At 71.2% G+C, this 14,534-nt stretch carries 15 protein-coding genes and 2 tRNA genes; 8 read left to right on the top strand and 9 right to left on the bottom strand.

Annotated elements, in window-relative coordinates:
* Nucleotides 1-3: 3 nt before the first annotated feature.
* From ACGFNI_RS20540 to ACGFNI_RS20525, 4 genes are all read left to right on the top strand, one after another.
* Nucleotides 4-1,065, top strand: a complete 1,062-nt coding sequence (locus ACGFNI_RS20540; protein WP_393685660.1) for a 2-aminoethylphosphonate ABC transporter substrate-binding protein — start codon at nucleotides 4-6, stop codon at nucleotides 1,063-1,065.
* Nucleotides 1,066-1,239: 174 nt separating this feature from the next.
* Nucleotides 1,240-2,019, top strand: a complete 780-nt coding sequence (locus ACGFNI_RS20535; RefSeq protein WP_393685659.1) for an HAD-IIA family hydrolase — start codon at nucleotides 1,240-1,242, stop codon at nucleotides 2,017-2,019.
* A 154-nt stretch (nucleotides 2,020-2,173) separates the two neighbouring features.
* A complete protein-coding gene (locus ACGFNI_RS20530) occupies nucleotides 2,174-2,509 on the top strand; it encodes a hypothetical protein (protein ID WP_393685657.1) in 336 nt (111 codons plus the stop codon).
* Nucleotides 2,499-3,224: a sortase domain-bontaining protein gene (locus ACGFNI_RS20525; protein ID WP_393685655.1), complete on the top strand. Its 726-nt coding sequence runs from the start codon at nucleotides 2,499-2,501 to the stop codon at nucleotides 3,222-3,224. Before ACGFNI_RS20530 ends, ACGFNI_RS20525 begins: the two co-directional genes overlap by 11 nt.
* 70 nt (nucleotides 3,225-3,294) lie before the next feature.
* Here ACGFNI_RS20525 and ACGFNI_RS20520 read toward each other — a convergent pair.
* Nucleotides 3,295-3,368, bottom strand: a tRNA-Lys gene (locus ACGFNI_RS20520).
* Nucleotides 3,369-4,014: 646 nt separating this feature from the next.
* On the opposite strand from ACGFNI_RS20520, the gene ACGFNI_RS20515 reads away from it, so the two are divergent.
* From ACGFNI_RS20515 to ACGFNI_RS20505, 3 genes are all read left to right on the top strand, one after another.
* Nucleotides 4,015-4,434: an SsgA family sporulation/cell division regulator gene (locus ACGFNI_RS20515; RefSeq protein WP_393685654.1), complete on the top strand. Its 420-nt coding sequence runs from the start codon at nucleotides 4,015-4,017 to the stop codon at nucleotides 4,432-4,434.
* Complete coding sequence (locus tag ACGFNI_RS20510; RefSeq protein WP_393685652.1) at nucleotides 4,434-5,729, top strand: hypothetical protein; 1,296 nt, start codon at nucleotides 4,434-4,436, stop codon at nucleotides 5,727-5,729. Before ACGFNI_RS20515 ends, ACGFNI_RS20510 begins: the two co-directional genes overlap by 1 nt.
* Nucleotides 5,730-6,003: 274 nt before the next feature.
* The gene (locus ACGFNI_RS20505) at nucleotides 6,004-6,597 is read left to right on the top strand and encodes a lytic polysaccharide monooxygenase (RefSeq protein ID WP_393685650.1); all 594 of its coding nucleotides are present in this window, start codon (nucleotides 6,004-6,006) and stop codon (nucleotides 6,595-6,597) included.
* A 230-nt stretch (nucleotides 6,598-6,827) separates the two neighbouring features.
* Here ACGFNI_RS20505 and ACGFNI_RS20500 read toward each other — a convergent pair.
* The 6 genes from ACGFNI_RS20500 to ehuB form a co-directional block, all read right to left on the bottom strand.
* Nucleotides 6,828-6,901 (bottom strand) — tRNA-Lys (locus tag ACGFNI_RS20500).
* 140 nt (nucleotides 6,902-7,041) lie between these two features.
* Complete coding sequence (locus ACGFNI_RS20495) at nucleotides 7,042-7,800, bottom strand: IclR family transcriptional regulator (RefSeq protein ID WP_393685648.1); 759 nt, start codon at nucleotides 7,798-7,800, stop codon at nucleotides 7,042-7,044.
* Between the two features lie 286 nt (nucleotides 7,801-8,086).
* Nucleotides 8,087-8,857: an ectoine/hydroxyectoine ABC transporter ATP-binding protein EhuA gene (gene ehuA, locus ACGFNI_RS20490; RefSeq protein WP_393685903.1), complete on the bottom strand. Its 771-nt coding sequence runs from the start codon at nucleotides 8,855-8,857 to the stop codon at nucleotides 8,087-8,089.
* 34 nt (nucleotides 8,858-8,891) lie between these two features.
* Nucleotides 8,892-9,545, bottom strand: a complete 654-nt coding sequence (gene ehuD, locus ACGFNI_RS20485; RefSeq protein WP_393685646.1) for an ectoine/hydroxyectoine ABC transporter permease subunit EhuD — start codon at nucleotides 9,543-9,545, stop codon at nucleotides 8,892-8,894.
* Nucleotides 9,542-10,270: an ectoine/hydroxyectoine ABC transporter permease subunit EhuC gene (ehuC, locus tag ACGFNI_RS20480; protein WP_393685645.1), complete on the bottom strand. Its 729-nt coding sequence runs from the start codon at nucleotides 10,268-10,270 to the stop codon at nucleotides 9,542-9,544. The genes ehuD and ehuC overlap by 4 nt, the downstream gene beginning before the upstream one ends.
* Nucleotides 10,267-11,196 carry an ectoine/hydroxyectoine ABC transporter substrate-binding protein EhuB gene (gene ehuB, locus ACGFNI_RS20475; RefSeq protein WP_393685901.1) on the bottom strand — a complete coding sequence of 310 codons (930 nt, stop codon included), beginning with the start codon at nucleotides 11,194-11,196 and terminating at the stop codon, nucleotides 10,267-10,269. Before ehuB ends, ehuC begins: the two co-directional genes overlap by 4 nt.
* A gap of 339 nt (nucleotides 11,197-11,535) precedes the next feature.
* Here ehuB and ACGFNI_RS20470 point away from each other — a divergent pair, with 339 nt between their 5' ends.
* Nucleotides 11,536-12,036, top strand: a complete 501-nt coding sequence (locus ACGFNI_RS20470; RefSeq protein ID WP_393685643.1) for a DUF3830 family protein — start codon at nucleotides 11,536-11,538, stop codon at nucleotides 12,034-12,036.
* Here ACGFNI_RS20470 and ACGFNI_RS20465 read toward each other — a convergent pair.
* Complete coding sequence (locus tag ACGFNI_RS20465) at nucleotides 12,017-13,432, bottom strand: amidase (RefSeq protein WP_393685641.1); 1,416 nt, start codon at nucleotides 13,430-13,432, stop codon at nucleotides 12,017-12,019. The two genes, ACGFNI_RS20470 and ACGFNI_RS20465, sit on opposite strands and share 20 nt — an antisense overlap.
* Nucleotides 13,433-13,530: 98 nt before the next feature.
* On the bottom strand, nucleotides 13,531-14,496 hold the full coding sequence (locus tag ACGFNI_RS20460) for a D-2-hydroxyacid dehydrogenase (RefSeq protein WP_393685639.1): 966 nt from the start codon (nucleotides 14,494-14,496) through the stop codon (nucleotides 13,531-13,533).
* Nucleotides 14,497-14,534: the final 38 nt, after the last annotated feature.

Raw genomic sequence — 14,534 nt, 5'->3', positions numbered from 1 at the left:
GCCATGCGCACGCACTCCCTTCCCGCCTCGCTCGCCGCCTGCGGCGGTGCGCTCGCCCTCGCCGCTTCGCTGACCGCCTGCGCCGCCGCCGACCCGAACGCCAAGGAGATCACCGTCTACAGCGCCGACGGCCTCCGCGGCGAGAAGGGCGACGGCTTCTACGACACGGTCTTCAAGGGCTTCGAGAAGGAGACCGGCATCAAGGTCAACTATGTCGAGAGCGGTTCCGGCGCCGCCGTCCAGCGGCTGGCGCGCGAGCGCTCCCACACCCAGGCCGACGTGCTCGTCACCCTCCCGCCCTTCATCCAGCAGGCCGACGGCAAGGGCCTGCTGGACACCTACCGGCCCCGGGGCTCCGACCACGTCGCCGCCCACGACAAGGACCCGGGCGGCAGATGGACCTCGGTCGTCAACAACTACTTCTGCTTCATCTACAACAAGAAGGAGCTGAAGCGGCCCCCGGAGAGCTGGCAGGACCTGCTCGACGCCAAGTACCGGGGCAAAATCCAGTACTCGACGCCGGGGGTGGCGGGCGACGGCACCGCCGTCGTCGTCAAGGCCATGCACGACCTCGGCGGGCAGGCACCGGCCATGGCCTACTTCAAGAAGCTCCAGGCCAACAACGTCGGCCCGTCCTCCTCCACCGGACAGCTCGCCCCCAAGACCGACAAGGGCGAACTCCTGGTCGCCAACGGCGATGTGCAGATGAACTACGCGAACATGCCCGCCATGCCGCACCAGGGCATCTTCTTCCCCGCGGCGAAGCCAGGCGGCAAGCCCGCCACCTTCGCCCTGCCGTACGCGGCGGGCCTGGTCAAGAACGCCCCGCACACCGCCCAGGCCAAGAAGTTCCTCGACTACCTGCTCTCCGAGCCCGTCCAGCGCCAGGTCTCCGCGGCCGGCGGCGGCTTCGCGGCCCGCCAGGACATCGAGGCGAAGGACGCCCGCGCCACCGAACTCGCCGCCCTCATGAAGGGAGTCGAGATCTTCGAGCCGGACTGGAAGGACATCGACAAGAACCTGGACAGCTACGTCGGCGCCTGGCGCACGGCGACCGGCGGCTGAGCCCGCGCCCCGGCGGACCGGAACCCGGACGACCGCCGGGGTCTCCCTGGGCCCGCCCTGACTTAGGCTGGCCGTGTCGGCTGTACGTACGAGTCCGCGGCGCACGGTGTGGTCCGTGGGGCGTACGGGAGGCGGTCGGCGCCCCTGGTCAACACGTACGGCAGGAGTCCGGCAGTGGCAGAGCGCAAGCCGATCGAGTCATGGCTCACCGACATGGACGGCGTCCTGATGCACGAGGGCATCCCCGTTCCCGGCGCCGACGCCTTCATCAAGCGGCTCCGCGAATCGGGCAGGCCCTTCCTCGTGCTGACCAACAACTCCATCTACACCCCGCGTGACCTGCACGCCAGGCTGTCCAGGATCGGGCTCGACGTGCCGTGGGAGTCGATCTGGACCTCCGCGCTCGCCACCGCCCAGTTCCTCGACGACCAGCGCCCCGGCGGCACCGCGTACGTCATCGGGGAGGCGGGCCTGACCACCGCCCTGCACGACATCGGCTACGTCCTCACCGACCACGCCCCCGATTACGTCGTGCTCGGCGAGACGCGGACCTACTCGTTCGAGGCGCTGACGAAGGCGATCCGGCTGATCAACGACGGCGCCCGTTTCATCGCCACCAACCCCGACGAGACCGGCCCGTCGGCCGAGGGCGCGCTGCCCGCGACGGGATCGGTCGCCGCGCTGATCACCAAGGCGACCGGCGTCGACCCGTACTTCGTCGGCAAGCCCAACCCGCTGATGATGCGGCACGGCCTCAACGTCATCGGCGCGCACTCCGAGACCTCCGCCATGATCGGCGACCGGATGGACACCGACGTGGTGGCCGGCCTGGAGGCGGGCATGGAGACCTTCCTCGTCCTCACCGGCCTCACCCGCCCCGAAGAGGTCGAGCGGCACCCCTTCCGCCCCTCCCGCGTCGTCGACTCCATCGCGGACCTCGTCGACCTGATCTGACCGGCCCGCCGTCCGGTGCCCCGCTCACCTGAACGGGGCACCTGACGGCCGCCCCGGATGCGGCAGGACCCGCGCGGGCTGACCTTCGACATATCGGAGGTTCACCATGCGCTCACCGCACTTCACTCTCTGTGCCGCACTCGCAGTGTGTGCGGTGACGGCATCGCCCGCGTACGCCGGGGACGGGCGCGGCGCCGGAACCGGCACGGCACTCATCGCCCCGGCCGCCGCCCCGAGCGGCTCGGCGGCCCTGCCCGGCACCGGCCCGGCAGCCCGCACCGTCATACCGGAGCTCAGGCCCCACCCGGCACCGGCCCCACGGCCCGAGCCCGCGCAGGTCACCGGCGCCGCGACCGACACCGAGATGAACAACACCCAGGCCGTCGGCCTCGTCCTGGCCGGCGGCGCGGTCCTGATCATCGCCGGGCAACTGCTCAGACTCCGCCTGCGCACCCGCCGCGAACGGCAGGGCGGTGGCGATGAGGACTGAGCACCACGGCGCAGCGCGGGTGGCCGCGACGGCCACCACGGGCGCCGGATACGGGCGGCTGTTCATCGGGGTGGGATGGCTGGTGCTGCTGCTCGGCCTGTGGCTGTGGGGGAGCGGAACGGCGGGGAACGCCGCCCTGTCCCAGCTGACCGCCACCGGAGACGTCGCAGCCGTCGGCCGCCCCCTGGGCGGCGGGCCCCCGCGCACCCACGACCCGGTCGCCGCGCCCGGCACCGTACGCCCCAGCGGCCTCACCATCCCCGCCCTCGGCATCCACACCGGGCTCGTCGCACAGGGCCTGGACGCCGACGGCGCGGTGGCCGTGCCCCCGGCTGACGCACCCGGCAGCGTCGGCTGGTACGCCGACGGGCCGCAACCCGGTGCGGCCGGAGCGGCGGTACTCGCCGGTCGGTCCACAGGGGGCGAGGGGCGGGCCGCCTTCGCCGGTCTGACCAGGCTCAGGCCGGGCGCGCGGGTGGACGTACAACGCTCGGACGGCAGCACCGCACGGTTCACCGTCGAGGACGTCCAGGTCTTCGAGCACCGGGACTTCGACGCACGGAAGGTCCGCCGCGCCCACGAGCCGGACCGGGCCGAACTCCGGCTGGTGACCCGCGGCGCGCACCCCGGCGCCGCGCGGGACGGCGGCCCGGCCGACGTGGTGGTCTCGGCCTACCTGAGCGGCTACGCACCAAACCGCCCGGCGTCCGGCTGATCCGCCGCACACCGGGCCGCGCCCGGGAACGACTGAGGCCCCCCGCATGGCGAGGGGCCTCAGTCCTACGTGCGCCGCCAGGGACTCGAACCCCGGACCCGCTGATTAAGAGTCAGCTGCTCTAACCAACTGAGCTAGCGGCGCGCGCTGACCTGAATAACTTTACACGAATGCGCGGAGTGCTTCCGACCGCCTTTGGTCGTCCGGGCGCCTCTTCATGCGTGAAAGGCCGGTGATACGCGTCACACGGATGGGCTTCGAGGTAATCCGGGCCCGGGGAGCGGCGCGGGGAAAGGCGAGGGAATCGACACCGGAAGGGCGGCGCACGGAAATGGCGCCGCACCTACCGCACGGAATTCCCGTCCGATGCGGGCGAAAGTCCCTCGATCTCGGGACCTTCGACTGGTGGGTCGCCCGAATTGCTCTGTGAAGATCGAGTTCAGTGCGCTAGATCATCAGTTGCCCCGTCAACATGCGATATCGCCCGCCAGTTGCGAGGCTGAAGCGAGTGCCGGGGCGGGAGAAGAGCGGAACGCGGACGGAAGGGAAGCGGGAATGCCGGTGCAGGGTCGCGCGGCAGGCGCCCGCGGGTATCCGTGCGCCGCCGGCACCGCCGCGACGCCCGGGGCGACCGTGGCCCGCGACGCGCAGGTAAGGACCGCGTTCGCGATGGTGTCCGTCACTCCTGCCCCGACTGTTGCAACCCCGTCCCTCTGGGTCACGTCTGCTAAGACGCGCACCCCGAACTCGGGTCCGCCGGGACCGTCCCCCCTCGGAAAGGTTGATCGTCATGGTGTCGACAGCCAAGCGCACCCTGGAGATGCAGCTCCTGCTCGGCCCGGAAGAAGCCCTTCCGGTGTCCGGCACGTTCAGCTACCGCAGCGACCGGCCCTACGAGGTCGAGGTCGCGTTCGTCAGCCGTGGCGCCACGGTCGCGACCTGGCTGTTCGGCCGCGAGCTGCTGCTGGACGGGCTGCGCGGCGAGGAGGGCGAGGGGGACGTACGGGTGTGGCCCTTCCGCGAGGCGGACGGGCAGCGCCGGATCCACATCGAGCTGTTCACCGACGACGCCGTCTGTGAACTGTCGGTGCGCACGGGGGAACTGGCCGCATGGCTGGAACAGACGGCCGCGATCGTGCCACCCGGCCACGAGGACCGCTATCTGGATATGGACACCCACCTGGCTCGGCTGTTCGCGGGGAAGTGCTGATGACGACCATGACCACCACGACCGACCCCGGCCCCGGCACGCGTGCGGCGCAGCGCAGGCTGCCGACGCCGCCCGCGCAGCGCACGGCACCGCAACCGGCCGCCCCGCGCGAAGGGGGCCACCCGTACGTGCCCGAGCAGCGGCAGGCCGGGCACGAGGGCCCGAGCGGCCACGACGGCCGGCCGGCGCAGCAGTCCGATTCCGGCCACCCGGATCTGCCGGATGCGGCAGCGGACCAGCGGGCCGCCGACGCGCGGGCGCACGATCCGCGGGCGCACGGCTTCCTGCCGGAGCGGCCACCGGTGCGCAGCATGATCGGCACCTGGACGCGACTGGACGCGACGGCGCGCGCGGTGGCCGTCACCCCCGACCGCGAGGCGGCCGTCGCGGCCGTCGAGCGCGCCGGCCGCAGCGGCGAACTGGCCGCTCTCCGGCAGCGCGTCTCACGTCTGTCGCCGCGCAACGCCGAGGCCGCGGCGATGCGGATCGCGGTGATCGCGGTGGCCTGCGGCTGGAACGGGCTCGACCCGCAGGCGCCGGCCGCGCGCGAGTCGGCCGACGGGGCGTTCCTCGACCTGTGGGCCGCGATCGCGCACCGCATCGACCACGACCAGTTCGTCGCGCTGCCCACGCTGTCGCTGCACAACTGGGCCCCGGAGCGCAAGCCGCGCCGGCACCTGCCGATCGATCAACTGGCCCGTACCGAACAGCTGGTGCCGATCGTCCGCTGGGCGCCTGAAGGCCAGCCGCTGTGCCGCCTCGACCGGCTGATGCTGGCCGTGACGCGGCTCGAAGCGCACGGCATCTGGCTCTTCCGGCTCGCCGAAACCCTCGCAGGGCGGGCGCCCGACGACTCCTCCACCCCGACGGCGCTCCGCCGCCTGGTCCGTATCCAGCACGCGCTGCGGGCCCAACTCCAGGAGGAGACCGCGGAGTTGGCGGCGGCTCCGGCGACCGCGCGGCAGTGCGCGGTGCTCGGCGCGCTGGCCGCCCAGGGCGCTCTGGAGCCGCCGGTGCTCCAGGCGGCGGACGCGGTGCTCGGCGTCGGCGGGCGGCGTACGGGCGAGGGCGGGCGGCAGTCGGTCCGCCGTCACCTGCCCACGCACCACCGCGCCTGGCTCGGCGCCATGGACCGGCACTGCGCACCGGTCCGCACCCTCGCCCATCGCGGCGGCCCGGATGCCGCCGTCTACCGCGAGGCGCAGGAGTCGCTGATCGCGCTGCGGCGTACGTACACGGCCCTGGTGCACACGGCCGCCCGCCCCGGTCCCGGAGATCTCGCCACCGCGGCCTGAGGCGCCGGGCGAGCGTCCCGGATCCGGGACGCCCCTGAGGGCCGGGTGATGTCCGGGGGTGTGGGGCGCCCGCGGAGTGCGAGGCCCCCGGGACAAGGCAGTTGCGGGTCATCGGCGTACCGCCGGTGGCCCGCTTTCGGCATGCTCCGGAAGCCGGAGCTCCGGTTGTTATTGGTCTGGACATGTCCAGCACCCGTCGTTAGTCTCCGATGTGGTCTAGACCGCACTTCCCCCCCCCGCTGATGAAACACCCCACGTTCGTCAGGAGCGAAGCATGCGCAAAAGGATCAGTGCTGCCGTGATCGGGCTCGGCGTTGTCGGCGCCTCCCTGCTGGCCACCACCAGCGCGTCCAGCCACGGCTACAGCGACGCACCCCCCAGCCGGCAGGCGCTCTGCGCCAAGGGCACGGCCAAGGACTGCGGCGCCATTGCCTACGAACCCCAGAGCGTCGAGGGCCCCAAGGGCTTCCCCGCCGCCGGTCCCGCCGACGGCAAGATCTGCTCCGGCGGAAACGAAGGGTTCGGTGAGCTGGACGACCCGCGCGGCGGCAAGTGGCCGGCGACCAAGCTGTCCGCCGGGCAGGGATACACCTTCACCTGGCGGCTGACCGCACGTCATGCCACCACGGACTTCGAGTACTTCATCACCAAGGACAGCTACGACCCGAGCAAGCCGCTCACCCGCGCCGACCTTGAGCCCGAGCCGTTCATGACGGTGCCGATGGGCGGCAAGCAGCCGGAGGCGACGGTGCAGCACCAGGGCACCGTCCCGACGCAGAAGGCCGGCCACCACATCATCCTGGGTGTCTGGAACATCGCCGACACGGGCAACGCCTTCTACGCCTGCTCGGACGTCGACCTCACCTGACCCGGCCCCGGCCGCAGGCGCGCACACCGCCCGCCTGCGGCCCCTGACCGCCTGGCCTCCGGACCCGCCGGACCCGCCCGGTCCCGTGCGTCCCCGGCCCGCAAGTCCTCACCTTGCGGGTTCGCGGACCGGGCCGGGCCGAGCCTCCGGAGGCCAGGCATCCACGCCAAGGGCGGGCCGTAACGCCGAAGTGGGCACCCCCGGATAACCGAGGACGCCCACTTCACAGGTGCGCCGCCAGGGACTCGAACCCCGGACCCGCTGATTAAGAGTCAGCTGCTCTAACCAACTGAGCTAGCGGCGCGCGCTGACGAAAGAAATACTACCCGGTCCCGGCGGGTGCTCTGGACCACCGGCCGGCCGGGAGCACGCGGGGCGGCCCGAAGCGAGCGGTACGAGGCCGCCCGCCCCGTGGTCGGGCGGCGCCGTGACCGGGCCCGCGGATCAGAGCGCGAGCGACAGCAGTACCGGGGCGGCCCTGCGGTTGAGGGCGTCGGCGGCCTGCCGCAGGCGGTGCGCGTGCTCCAGCGGCATCGACAGGGCGAGGCAGCCGACCGTCGAACCCGCGGTGATCGGCACGGCGGCGCAGACCGTGCCGACGGCGTATTCCTGGAGGTCGAGGACGGGAACCGTCGGCGGCTGGCTGTCGAGCTTGTGCAGCAGGATCCGCTCGTTGGTGATCGTCCGGGAGGTGAGCCGGGCGGTCTTGTGCCGGGAGAGGTGGTCCTTGCGGCCGTCGTGGTCCAGCTGTGCCAGCAGGCACTTGCCGACCGCGCTGGCGTGGGCCGTGCGCCGGAACTCCGCCCACTCGTTGACCTTGGGGGCGAGCGGCCCGTCGGCGTAGTGCAGGATCTTGACCTCGCCGTCGATGTAGCGGCTGATGTACACCGCGGCGCCGACCGAGTCCCGCAGCTCGTCGAGCGTGATCTGGAGCTTGTCCCGGAGTGCCTGGTCGCGGTCGCCGCCGGTACCCAGCAGGAGGAGCGATTCGCCGACGACGTACGCGCCGTCGGAGACCTGCTCGATGTAGCTCTCGCGCCGCAACATCGAGAGCATGTGGGCGAGATGGCCGGTGGCCAGGCCGGTCTCGCGGGCGATCTGGACGTCGGTCACGCCACTGGCGTGCCGGGAGATGGTTTCGAGCACGCGAAGGGCGTATTGCACCGAATGGAACGGCGCGGTCGGCTCGGGCTTCAGCGCCACGGTGTCCCCCTAGCAGGTTGGTACCGCTTGCGTAGTGACCGTCGCGGGCGGGGCGAACGGCGGGGACCGGACGCTCCCGGACAGCGGGGCTCGTACCACGATAGCGGCCAACGGCCTTCGGTGGAGGGGGTCTTGACCGAAAAGCATGGGCCGGTATGCGCCTGTCCAGGGAAGCGCCACGCTGGCATATGCCGCAGGCACAGTAGTGCGCCCCCCCCGGTGCACACGGCGGAGCCCGGCCCGGGGAAGGGCCGGGCTCCGTGGCGTACCCGGTGACCGCGCCGCTTCAGAGCACCGCGCTCAGGAACTCCCGGGTGCGCGCGTGCTCCGGTTCGGTGAAGATCTTCTCCGGCGTACCGGATTCGATGACCCGGCCCGCGTCGAACATCAGCACGTCGTCCGAGATGTCCCGCGCGAAGCTCATCTCGTGGGTGACGCAGAGCATCGTGATGTCCGTGGTGCGGGCGATGTCCCGCAGGACGTCCAGCACGCCGGCCACCAACTCCGGGTCGAGCGCCGACGTCACCTCGTCCAGCAGCAGCACCTGCGGGCGCATCGCCAGGGCCCGCGCGATGGCCACCCGCTGCTGCTGGCCGCCGGAGAGCTGCGTCGGGTACTTGTCGAGGTGCGCGGTGAGGCCGACCAGGTCGAGCAGGCCACGGGCGCGCTCCTCGGCCGCTTCCTTGCCGAGCCCCAGCACGTGCACCGGTGCCTCGGTGATGTTGCGCAGCACCTTCATGTTGGGGAAGAGGTTGAACTGCTGGAAGACCATGCCGATGTTCTTGCGCACCTCGCGGGTGTGCTTCTCGCCGGCCGGTACGAGCCGGCCGCCCCTCTCCTCGTGCGTGAGGTAGTCGCCGCCGACCCTGATGGTGCCCTCGTCCGGCGTCAGCAGGGTCATCAGCAGCCGCAGGATCGTCGTCTTGCCGGATCCGGACGGGCCTATCAGGGTCACGTGCTTGCCCGACGAGACCGTGAAGTCCAGCGAGTCCAGGACCGTGTGGGCCCCGAACCGCTTGGTGACGTGGTCGAAGCGGATCAACTCGGTACCGTCCACCGCCGGGTTGGCGGTTCCTTCGGGGAGGTGCGGGTCAGCGGACAAGACGGCGCTCCAGGGCTCGCAGGAGGAGGGAGGTGGGGTACGCGATGACGAGGAACAGGACCCCGACGACGGTGATCGGCTCCATGTAGTCGAAGGTGGCGGCGCCGATGCTGTTCGCCTGGAAGAGCATGTCGCCCACCGTGATGGCGGCCAGCATCGGTGTGTCCTTGAACATCGCGATGACGTAGTTGCCGAGCACGGGGACCACCCGCCGGAACGCCTGCGGCAGGATCACCGCGCTCCAGGTGCGCCGGCGCGGCAGGCTCAGCGCGGTCGCCGCCTCCCACTGGCCGGCCGGTACGCCGTCGATGCCGGCCCGGTAGACCTCGGCGGTGAACGTCGAGTAGTGCAGGCCGATTCCGATGACGCCGGTGGCCAGCGGCGGGAAGGCCAGACCCCAGCCGGGCAGCACGAAGAACAGGAAGAACAGCTGCACCAGCAGCGGGGTGTTGCGGATGAATTCGATGACGATGCCGACCGGCCAGGTCAGCAGGCGGTGCGGCGAGCGCAGCGCCAGCGCCCACACCAGACCGAGCGCGAAGGACACCAGCGAGCCGTACAGGGTCGCCTGGACGGTGATCCACAGCCCCTTGAGCAGCTCGGGCAGTATGTCGCCGACGTACCCCCATGACCAGGTGTTCACGGCTTCCTCCCTCCGGTGGCCAGCGGTTCCCGGCCGGTGGCGGAAAGCGTGCGCGGGATCCGGCCGCCGGACGGCTCGGGAGCCCGGCCGACGGACGCCTTGGCCCGCCGCTCCAGCAGGCGCATGACCCGGGTCACCGCGAAGGCGATGACGAAGTAGAGGACGAGGATGATGCCGTAGACCTGGGCGCTCTGGCCCGTGGAGAGCCGGGCCAGTTTCGCCTGGAACGTCAGCTCGCCGACGGACAGCAGCGAGGCCAGCGCGGTGCACTTGAGCAGCTCGATCAGCAGGTTGTTGAAAGGCGGCAGCATCTCGGGCACGGCCTGCGGGAGGATCACCTTCCGCATCCGCTGCCAGGGCGAGAAGCTCAGCGCGACGGCCGCTTCACGCTGCGCGGGGGCGACGGCCTGGAGGGCGCCGCGCACGACCTCCGAACCGTACGCGCCGTAGGACAGGCCGAGGGCGAGGGTGCCCGCCCAGACGCCGGCCAGCTGCCAGCCGAGCAGCGGCAGGGCGAAGAACAGCCAGAACATCAGGACCAGCGCGGACATGCCGCGGAAGATCTCCATGTAGGCGCCGGAGAGGAAGCGGACGATCCGGAAGCGCGAGGTGCGCGCCATACCGACGCCGAAGGCGACGGCGGCGGCCAGGGCGGCGCTGTAGACCATCAACTGGACGGTGATCCACACGCCTTGGAAGAAGAGTTCCCACAGTGCTCCGGTCACCGGCCACAGAGCTCCTTCGCGGTCAGATCGGTCATGAACTCCTCGGTGAAGCCGAACGGCTCGGCGATACGCAGGAGTTCGCCGCTCTTCTTCATCGCGTGCAGTTCGCGGTTGAACGCGTCGCGCAGCTTCGTCTCGCCGGTCCTGAAGCCGTAACCGCCGCCGTCCCGCTTCGGTTCGCCCTTGACCTCAGGGGTGAACGGCTCGGTCATGTCCACCTTCGGGTGCCGCCCGGCCTTCAGCGCCTCGATCATCGTCAGCGCGGTGCCGGCGAAGCAGTCGATCCGGCCGGCTTCCAGCGCCTCCATCCCCGCGATCTGGTCGCCGTAGGTCTGAATGGCGCTTTTCTTCACGCCGTTGCCGATCGCGTACTCGATTTCCGCATAGCCGATTCCGGAGCCCATGCGGAAGCCGCCCCTGGCGACGTCCGCATACGAAGTGATGCGCTTCGGATTCCCCTTGAGTACGAGGAATCCGTCCTTCGACTCGTAGTCCGGATCGGAGAAGAGAACGGCCTGGCAGCGGGCTTTGTTGATGAACATTCCCGCGACGATCACGTCGTACTGGAAGGAATGCAGACCCGGTACGAGGGCGCCGAATTCGACCGGCACCGGTTCGAAACGTCCGACACCCAGCTTTTTGAAGATCGCGCCCGCCACCGCCGGTGCCTCACCGGTCAGTTCGCCCTGTTCGTCGATGGACGCATAGGGCGGCTCACTGGCGATTCCCATGCGTACGGTGTTCTTTTCCCGTAGCTCATCGAGCAGATGTCCCCCGTCCGTTGCGCCGGCGACGTCGACGCGGGAGCACCCCGCACTCGCGCCCAGCGCGCTTGCCACACCCAGGGCCGCCGCTCCTGTCAACAGTGAGCGGCGGCCGATTCCTCTGACACTCTTGCCTGAATCTTTCCCCTGTGGTGGTGCCATGGGCGCCCGGCTACCCGGACTTGACGAAAATATGCAGATCATTTCCGGCCCCGGGAAAAGCGTTGTGAAAGTGTGGCGGAAGTCCGTCATGAGTGCTTACGGTGCGGGTGCCGGATGTGTAACCCCTGGAATGCCATGGGGGGTTGGGGCATATGTGTGACGGTGGAGCCCGGTGGTGATGCTGTTCCGTACGGGTGTCACGGAATTCACCGTTTCGGACGGCCCGCCGTACCGGCCCGACGTCTCACAAAGGGATACCCAGGAACCGGACGCGCAGGATTGCCGCCGCGCGCCCTGAAGAGACCGGCACACGACCGAAGAGGACCGATAGGAGGCCACATGGCCGACCGTTTCGTCGAAGTCTCGCTGGACAAGCGGGGCGTGAGCTGCACCGCGAAGCTGCTGGACGCGCGGGCGCCGATCACCTGCAACGCCGTCTGGGACGCCCTGCCGCTCGGCGGCGACGTCTACCACGCCAAGTACGCCCGCAACGAGATCTACGCCCTGGTCCCGCCGTTCGCCCCCCAGGAGCCGCCGCTGGAGAACCCCACCATCACACCGATCCCCGGCGACCTGTGCTACTTCACCTTCAGCGACACCGAGTTGGGCACCGCCTCCTACGGCTACGAGTCCGAGGCCGGGCACCAGGGCCGCGCCACCGTCGTCGACCTCGCGCTCTTCTACGAGCGCAACAACCTGCTGATCAACGGCGACGCGGGCTGGGTGCCCGGCATCGTCTGGGGCTCCGTCGTCGAGGGCCTCGACCGGATGGCCGACGCCTGCCAGGACCTCTGGCGGGGCGGCGCGCTCGGCGAGACCCTCAACTTCCGCCGGGCCTAGGGATGTCGGCGACCCCGGAGGTGTAGAGGGCGTGCGCGGCGCGCAGCACCAGCGCGTCCGCGTGCCGTGCGCCGATCAGTTGCACCCCGATCGGCAGCCCGTCGCCGTCCAGACCGCAGGGCACGGTCGCGGCGGGCTGCTGCGTCATGTTGAACGGGTAGGTGAACGGCGTCCAGCCGGTCCAGCGGGTGTGCCCCGAACCCGCGGGGACCTCGGCCCCCGCCTCGAAGGCGGTGATCGGCTCGGTCGGCGTCACCAGCAGGTCGTAGGCGCTGTGGAAGCGGCCCATCGCCTGGCCGAGCGCCATCCGCACGTCCACCGCCGCCAGATAGTCCAGCGCGCTGTACCGCTCGCCCTGCGCGCAGATCTCCCGCAGCCCCGGATCCAGCAGCTCCCGGTCCGCCGCGTCCAGGTGCTCGGCGACCCGCGCCGCACCGCTGAACCACAGCGTGTGGAACGCCTCCACCGGATTCTCGATCCCCGGATCGATCTCCTCCACGTACGCGCCGAGCGACGCCAGCGTCTCCACCGCCGACCGCACCGCCGCCGCGACGTCGGGCGCCACCGGCACGTCCCAGCCGAGCGCCGGGCTGTACGCCACCCGCAGCCCGGCGACCGGACCGTCCAGCGCCGCACGGAAGGACCCGGCGACCGGCCCGAGCTGCGACCAGTCGCGCCAGTCCGGGCCGCTGATCACGTCCATCAGCAGCGCCGCGTCCGCCGCGTCCCGGGTCATCGGCCCGGCGTGCGACAGCGTCCCGAACGGGCTCGCCGGATAGAGCGGCACCCGCCCGTGCGTCGCCTTGAGCGCGAAGATCCCGCAGAACGACGCCGGGATACGGACCGACCCGCCGCCGTCCGTCCCCAGGCTGAGCGGCCCCGCGCCCAGCGCGACCGCCGCCGCGCTGCCGCCGCTTGAGCCGCCCGAGGTGCGCCCCGGGTCGTACGGATTGCCTGTCACCCCGTGCCGCGGACTGTCCGTCACACCCTTCCAGCCGAACTCCGGTGTGGTCGTCTTGCCGAGGAACACCGCGCCCGACTCGCGCATCCGGGCCACCGCGGGCGCGTCCTCGTCCCAGGCCGCGTCCTCGGGCCTGACGGTCAGCGAGCCGCGCAGCGTGGGACGGCCGCGGGTCAGGAACAGGTCCTTGACGGTCGTCGGCACCCCGTCCACCGGACCGGCCGGCTGCCCCGACCGCCAGCGTTCCTCGGACGCCTTGGCCTCGGCCAGCGCCTCGTCGCCGTCGATCAGGGTGAACGCGTTGGTCCTGGCCCTGGCCTCATCGGCCCGCTCCAGCGTCTCCCGGGTGACGTCGACGGGAGAGAACTCACCGGCGGCGTAGCCGGCCGTGAGCCGCTGGGCGGAGAGGTCGGCGAGCTGGGTCGGTTCGGTCATGGCGTCCTCCGTGCGATGGGCCGCCCGTGGCGGGGCGGCGGCCGGGTGCGGGGCTGCTGCGGTGGGGACGGTGCGGGGGAGGGGAGCGCGGGCGGGGGCTATCTCACCGGGACGTAACCGAGCTTCTTGTCGACGAGATTGCGCAGCGGTTCGCCGGCCGACCACTGGTCGAAATTGTCTTGGAACTGCTCGGCGAGCGCGTCCCGCCAGCCCAGTGTGTCGCCGCTCATGTGCGGCGAGACGATCAGGTGCGGCACGTCCCACAGCGGGCTGTCGGACGCCAGCGGCTCCACTTCGAAGACGTCCAGCGCAGCCGCCGCGATCCGCCACTCGCGCAGCGCGGCGACCAGCGCGTCCTCGACGACCAGCGGGCCGCGCCCCACGTTGATGAAGCGGGTCTGTGGCCGCATCAGGGCGAACGCCCGCCGGTCGAAGAGGCCGCGGGTGGCGTCGGTCAGGGGCGCCGCGCACACCACCCAGTCCGCCCGGCCCAGCAGCGGATGCAGCGCGTCGGACGCGTGCACCGTGCCGAACTCCGGGTCGCCGGTCCGCTCCCGGCGGCCCACCAGGTCGACGTCGACACCCAGTGCCATCAGGGTGGTGCCGATGGCCCGCCCGATCGGTCCCGAACCCACCACGACGGCCCGGCTCCCGGCCAGCCGCAGGGTCTCGCGGTGCCGCCAGCGCCGCTGCCGCTGGAGCTCCCAACTTCCGTAGAAATCTTTGGCCATGGCCAGGACGAGGCCCGCGACGTATTCGGCGATCGGCTGCTCGAAAACGCCGCGCGCATTGGTCACGAGGGTGTCGTCGGCGATCAGTGCCGGGCACAGCAGCCGGTCCACGCCGGCGCTCGCGGTGTGCACCCAGCGGGGGCGCGGGCCCTGCTCAGGCCACGCCTTCCGGATCGCATCGGAGGTGAAATCCCAGGCCAACAGCACGTCGGCGGAGGGGAGTAGGTCCGCGAGAGCGGTCTCGTCGGCGTAGATCACCCGGGCCCGGCCGGAGAGCCGGTCCAGCTTCGGCGGCGGGTCGGAACCTAGGACAAGGACGGTGTTTTCGGACATGGGCCTGCAACCGTTCTGAAACGTGAGTCCCCTTAACT

The sequence above is a fragment of the Streptomyces sp. NPDC048644 genome (genome assembly GCF_043199105.1).
GTDB lineage: Bacteria > Actinomycetota > Actinomycetes > Streptomycetales > Streptomycetaceae > Streptomyces.
This window is presented reverse-complemented; position numbering and strand designations above follow the sequence as displayed.

Excerpts from the sequence above, each read along its gene's own strand:
- ACGFNI_RS20540 (WP_393685660.1), top strand. The coding sequence starts at position 4 with ATGCGCACGCACTCCCTTCCCGCCTCGCTCGCCGCCTGCGGCGGTGCG.
- ACGFNI_RS20525 (WP_393685655.1), top strand. The coding sequence starts at position 2,499 with ATGAGGACTGAGCACCACGGCGCAGCGCGGGTGGCCGCGACGGCCACC.
- ACGFNI_RS20515 (WP_393685654.1), top strand. The coding sequence starts at position 4,015 with ATGGTGTCGACAGCCAAGCGCACCCTGGAGATGCAGCTCCTGCTCGGC.
- ACGFNI_RS20510 (WP_393685652.1), top strand. The coding sequence starts at position 4,434 with ATGACGACCATGACCACCACGACCGACCCCGGCCCCGGCACGCGTGCG.
- ACGFNI_RS20505 (WP_393685650.1), top strand. The coding sequence starts at position 6,004 with ATGCGCAAAAGGATCAGTGCTGCCGTGATCGGGCTCGGCGTTGTCGGC.
- ehuB (WP_393685901.1), bottom strand. The coding sequence starts at position 11,196 with ATGGCACCACCACAGGGGAAAGATTCAGGCAAGAGTGTCAGAGGAATC.
- ACGFNI_RS20470 (WP_393685643.1), top strand. The coding sequence starts at position 11,536 with ATGGCCGACCGTTTCGTCGAAGTCTCGCTGGACAAGCGGGGCGTGAGC.
- ACGFNI_RS20465 (WP_393685641.1), bottom strand. The coding sequence starts at position 13,432 with ATGACCGAACCGACCCAGCTCGCCGACCTCTCCGCCCAGCGGCTCACG.
- ACGFNI_RS20460 (WP_393685639.1), bottom strand. The coding sequence starts at position 14,496 with ATGTCCGAAAACACCGTCCTTGTCCTAGGTTCCGACCCGCCGCCGAAG.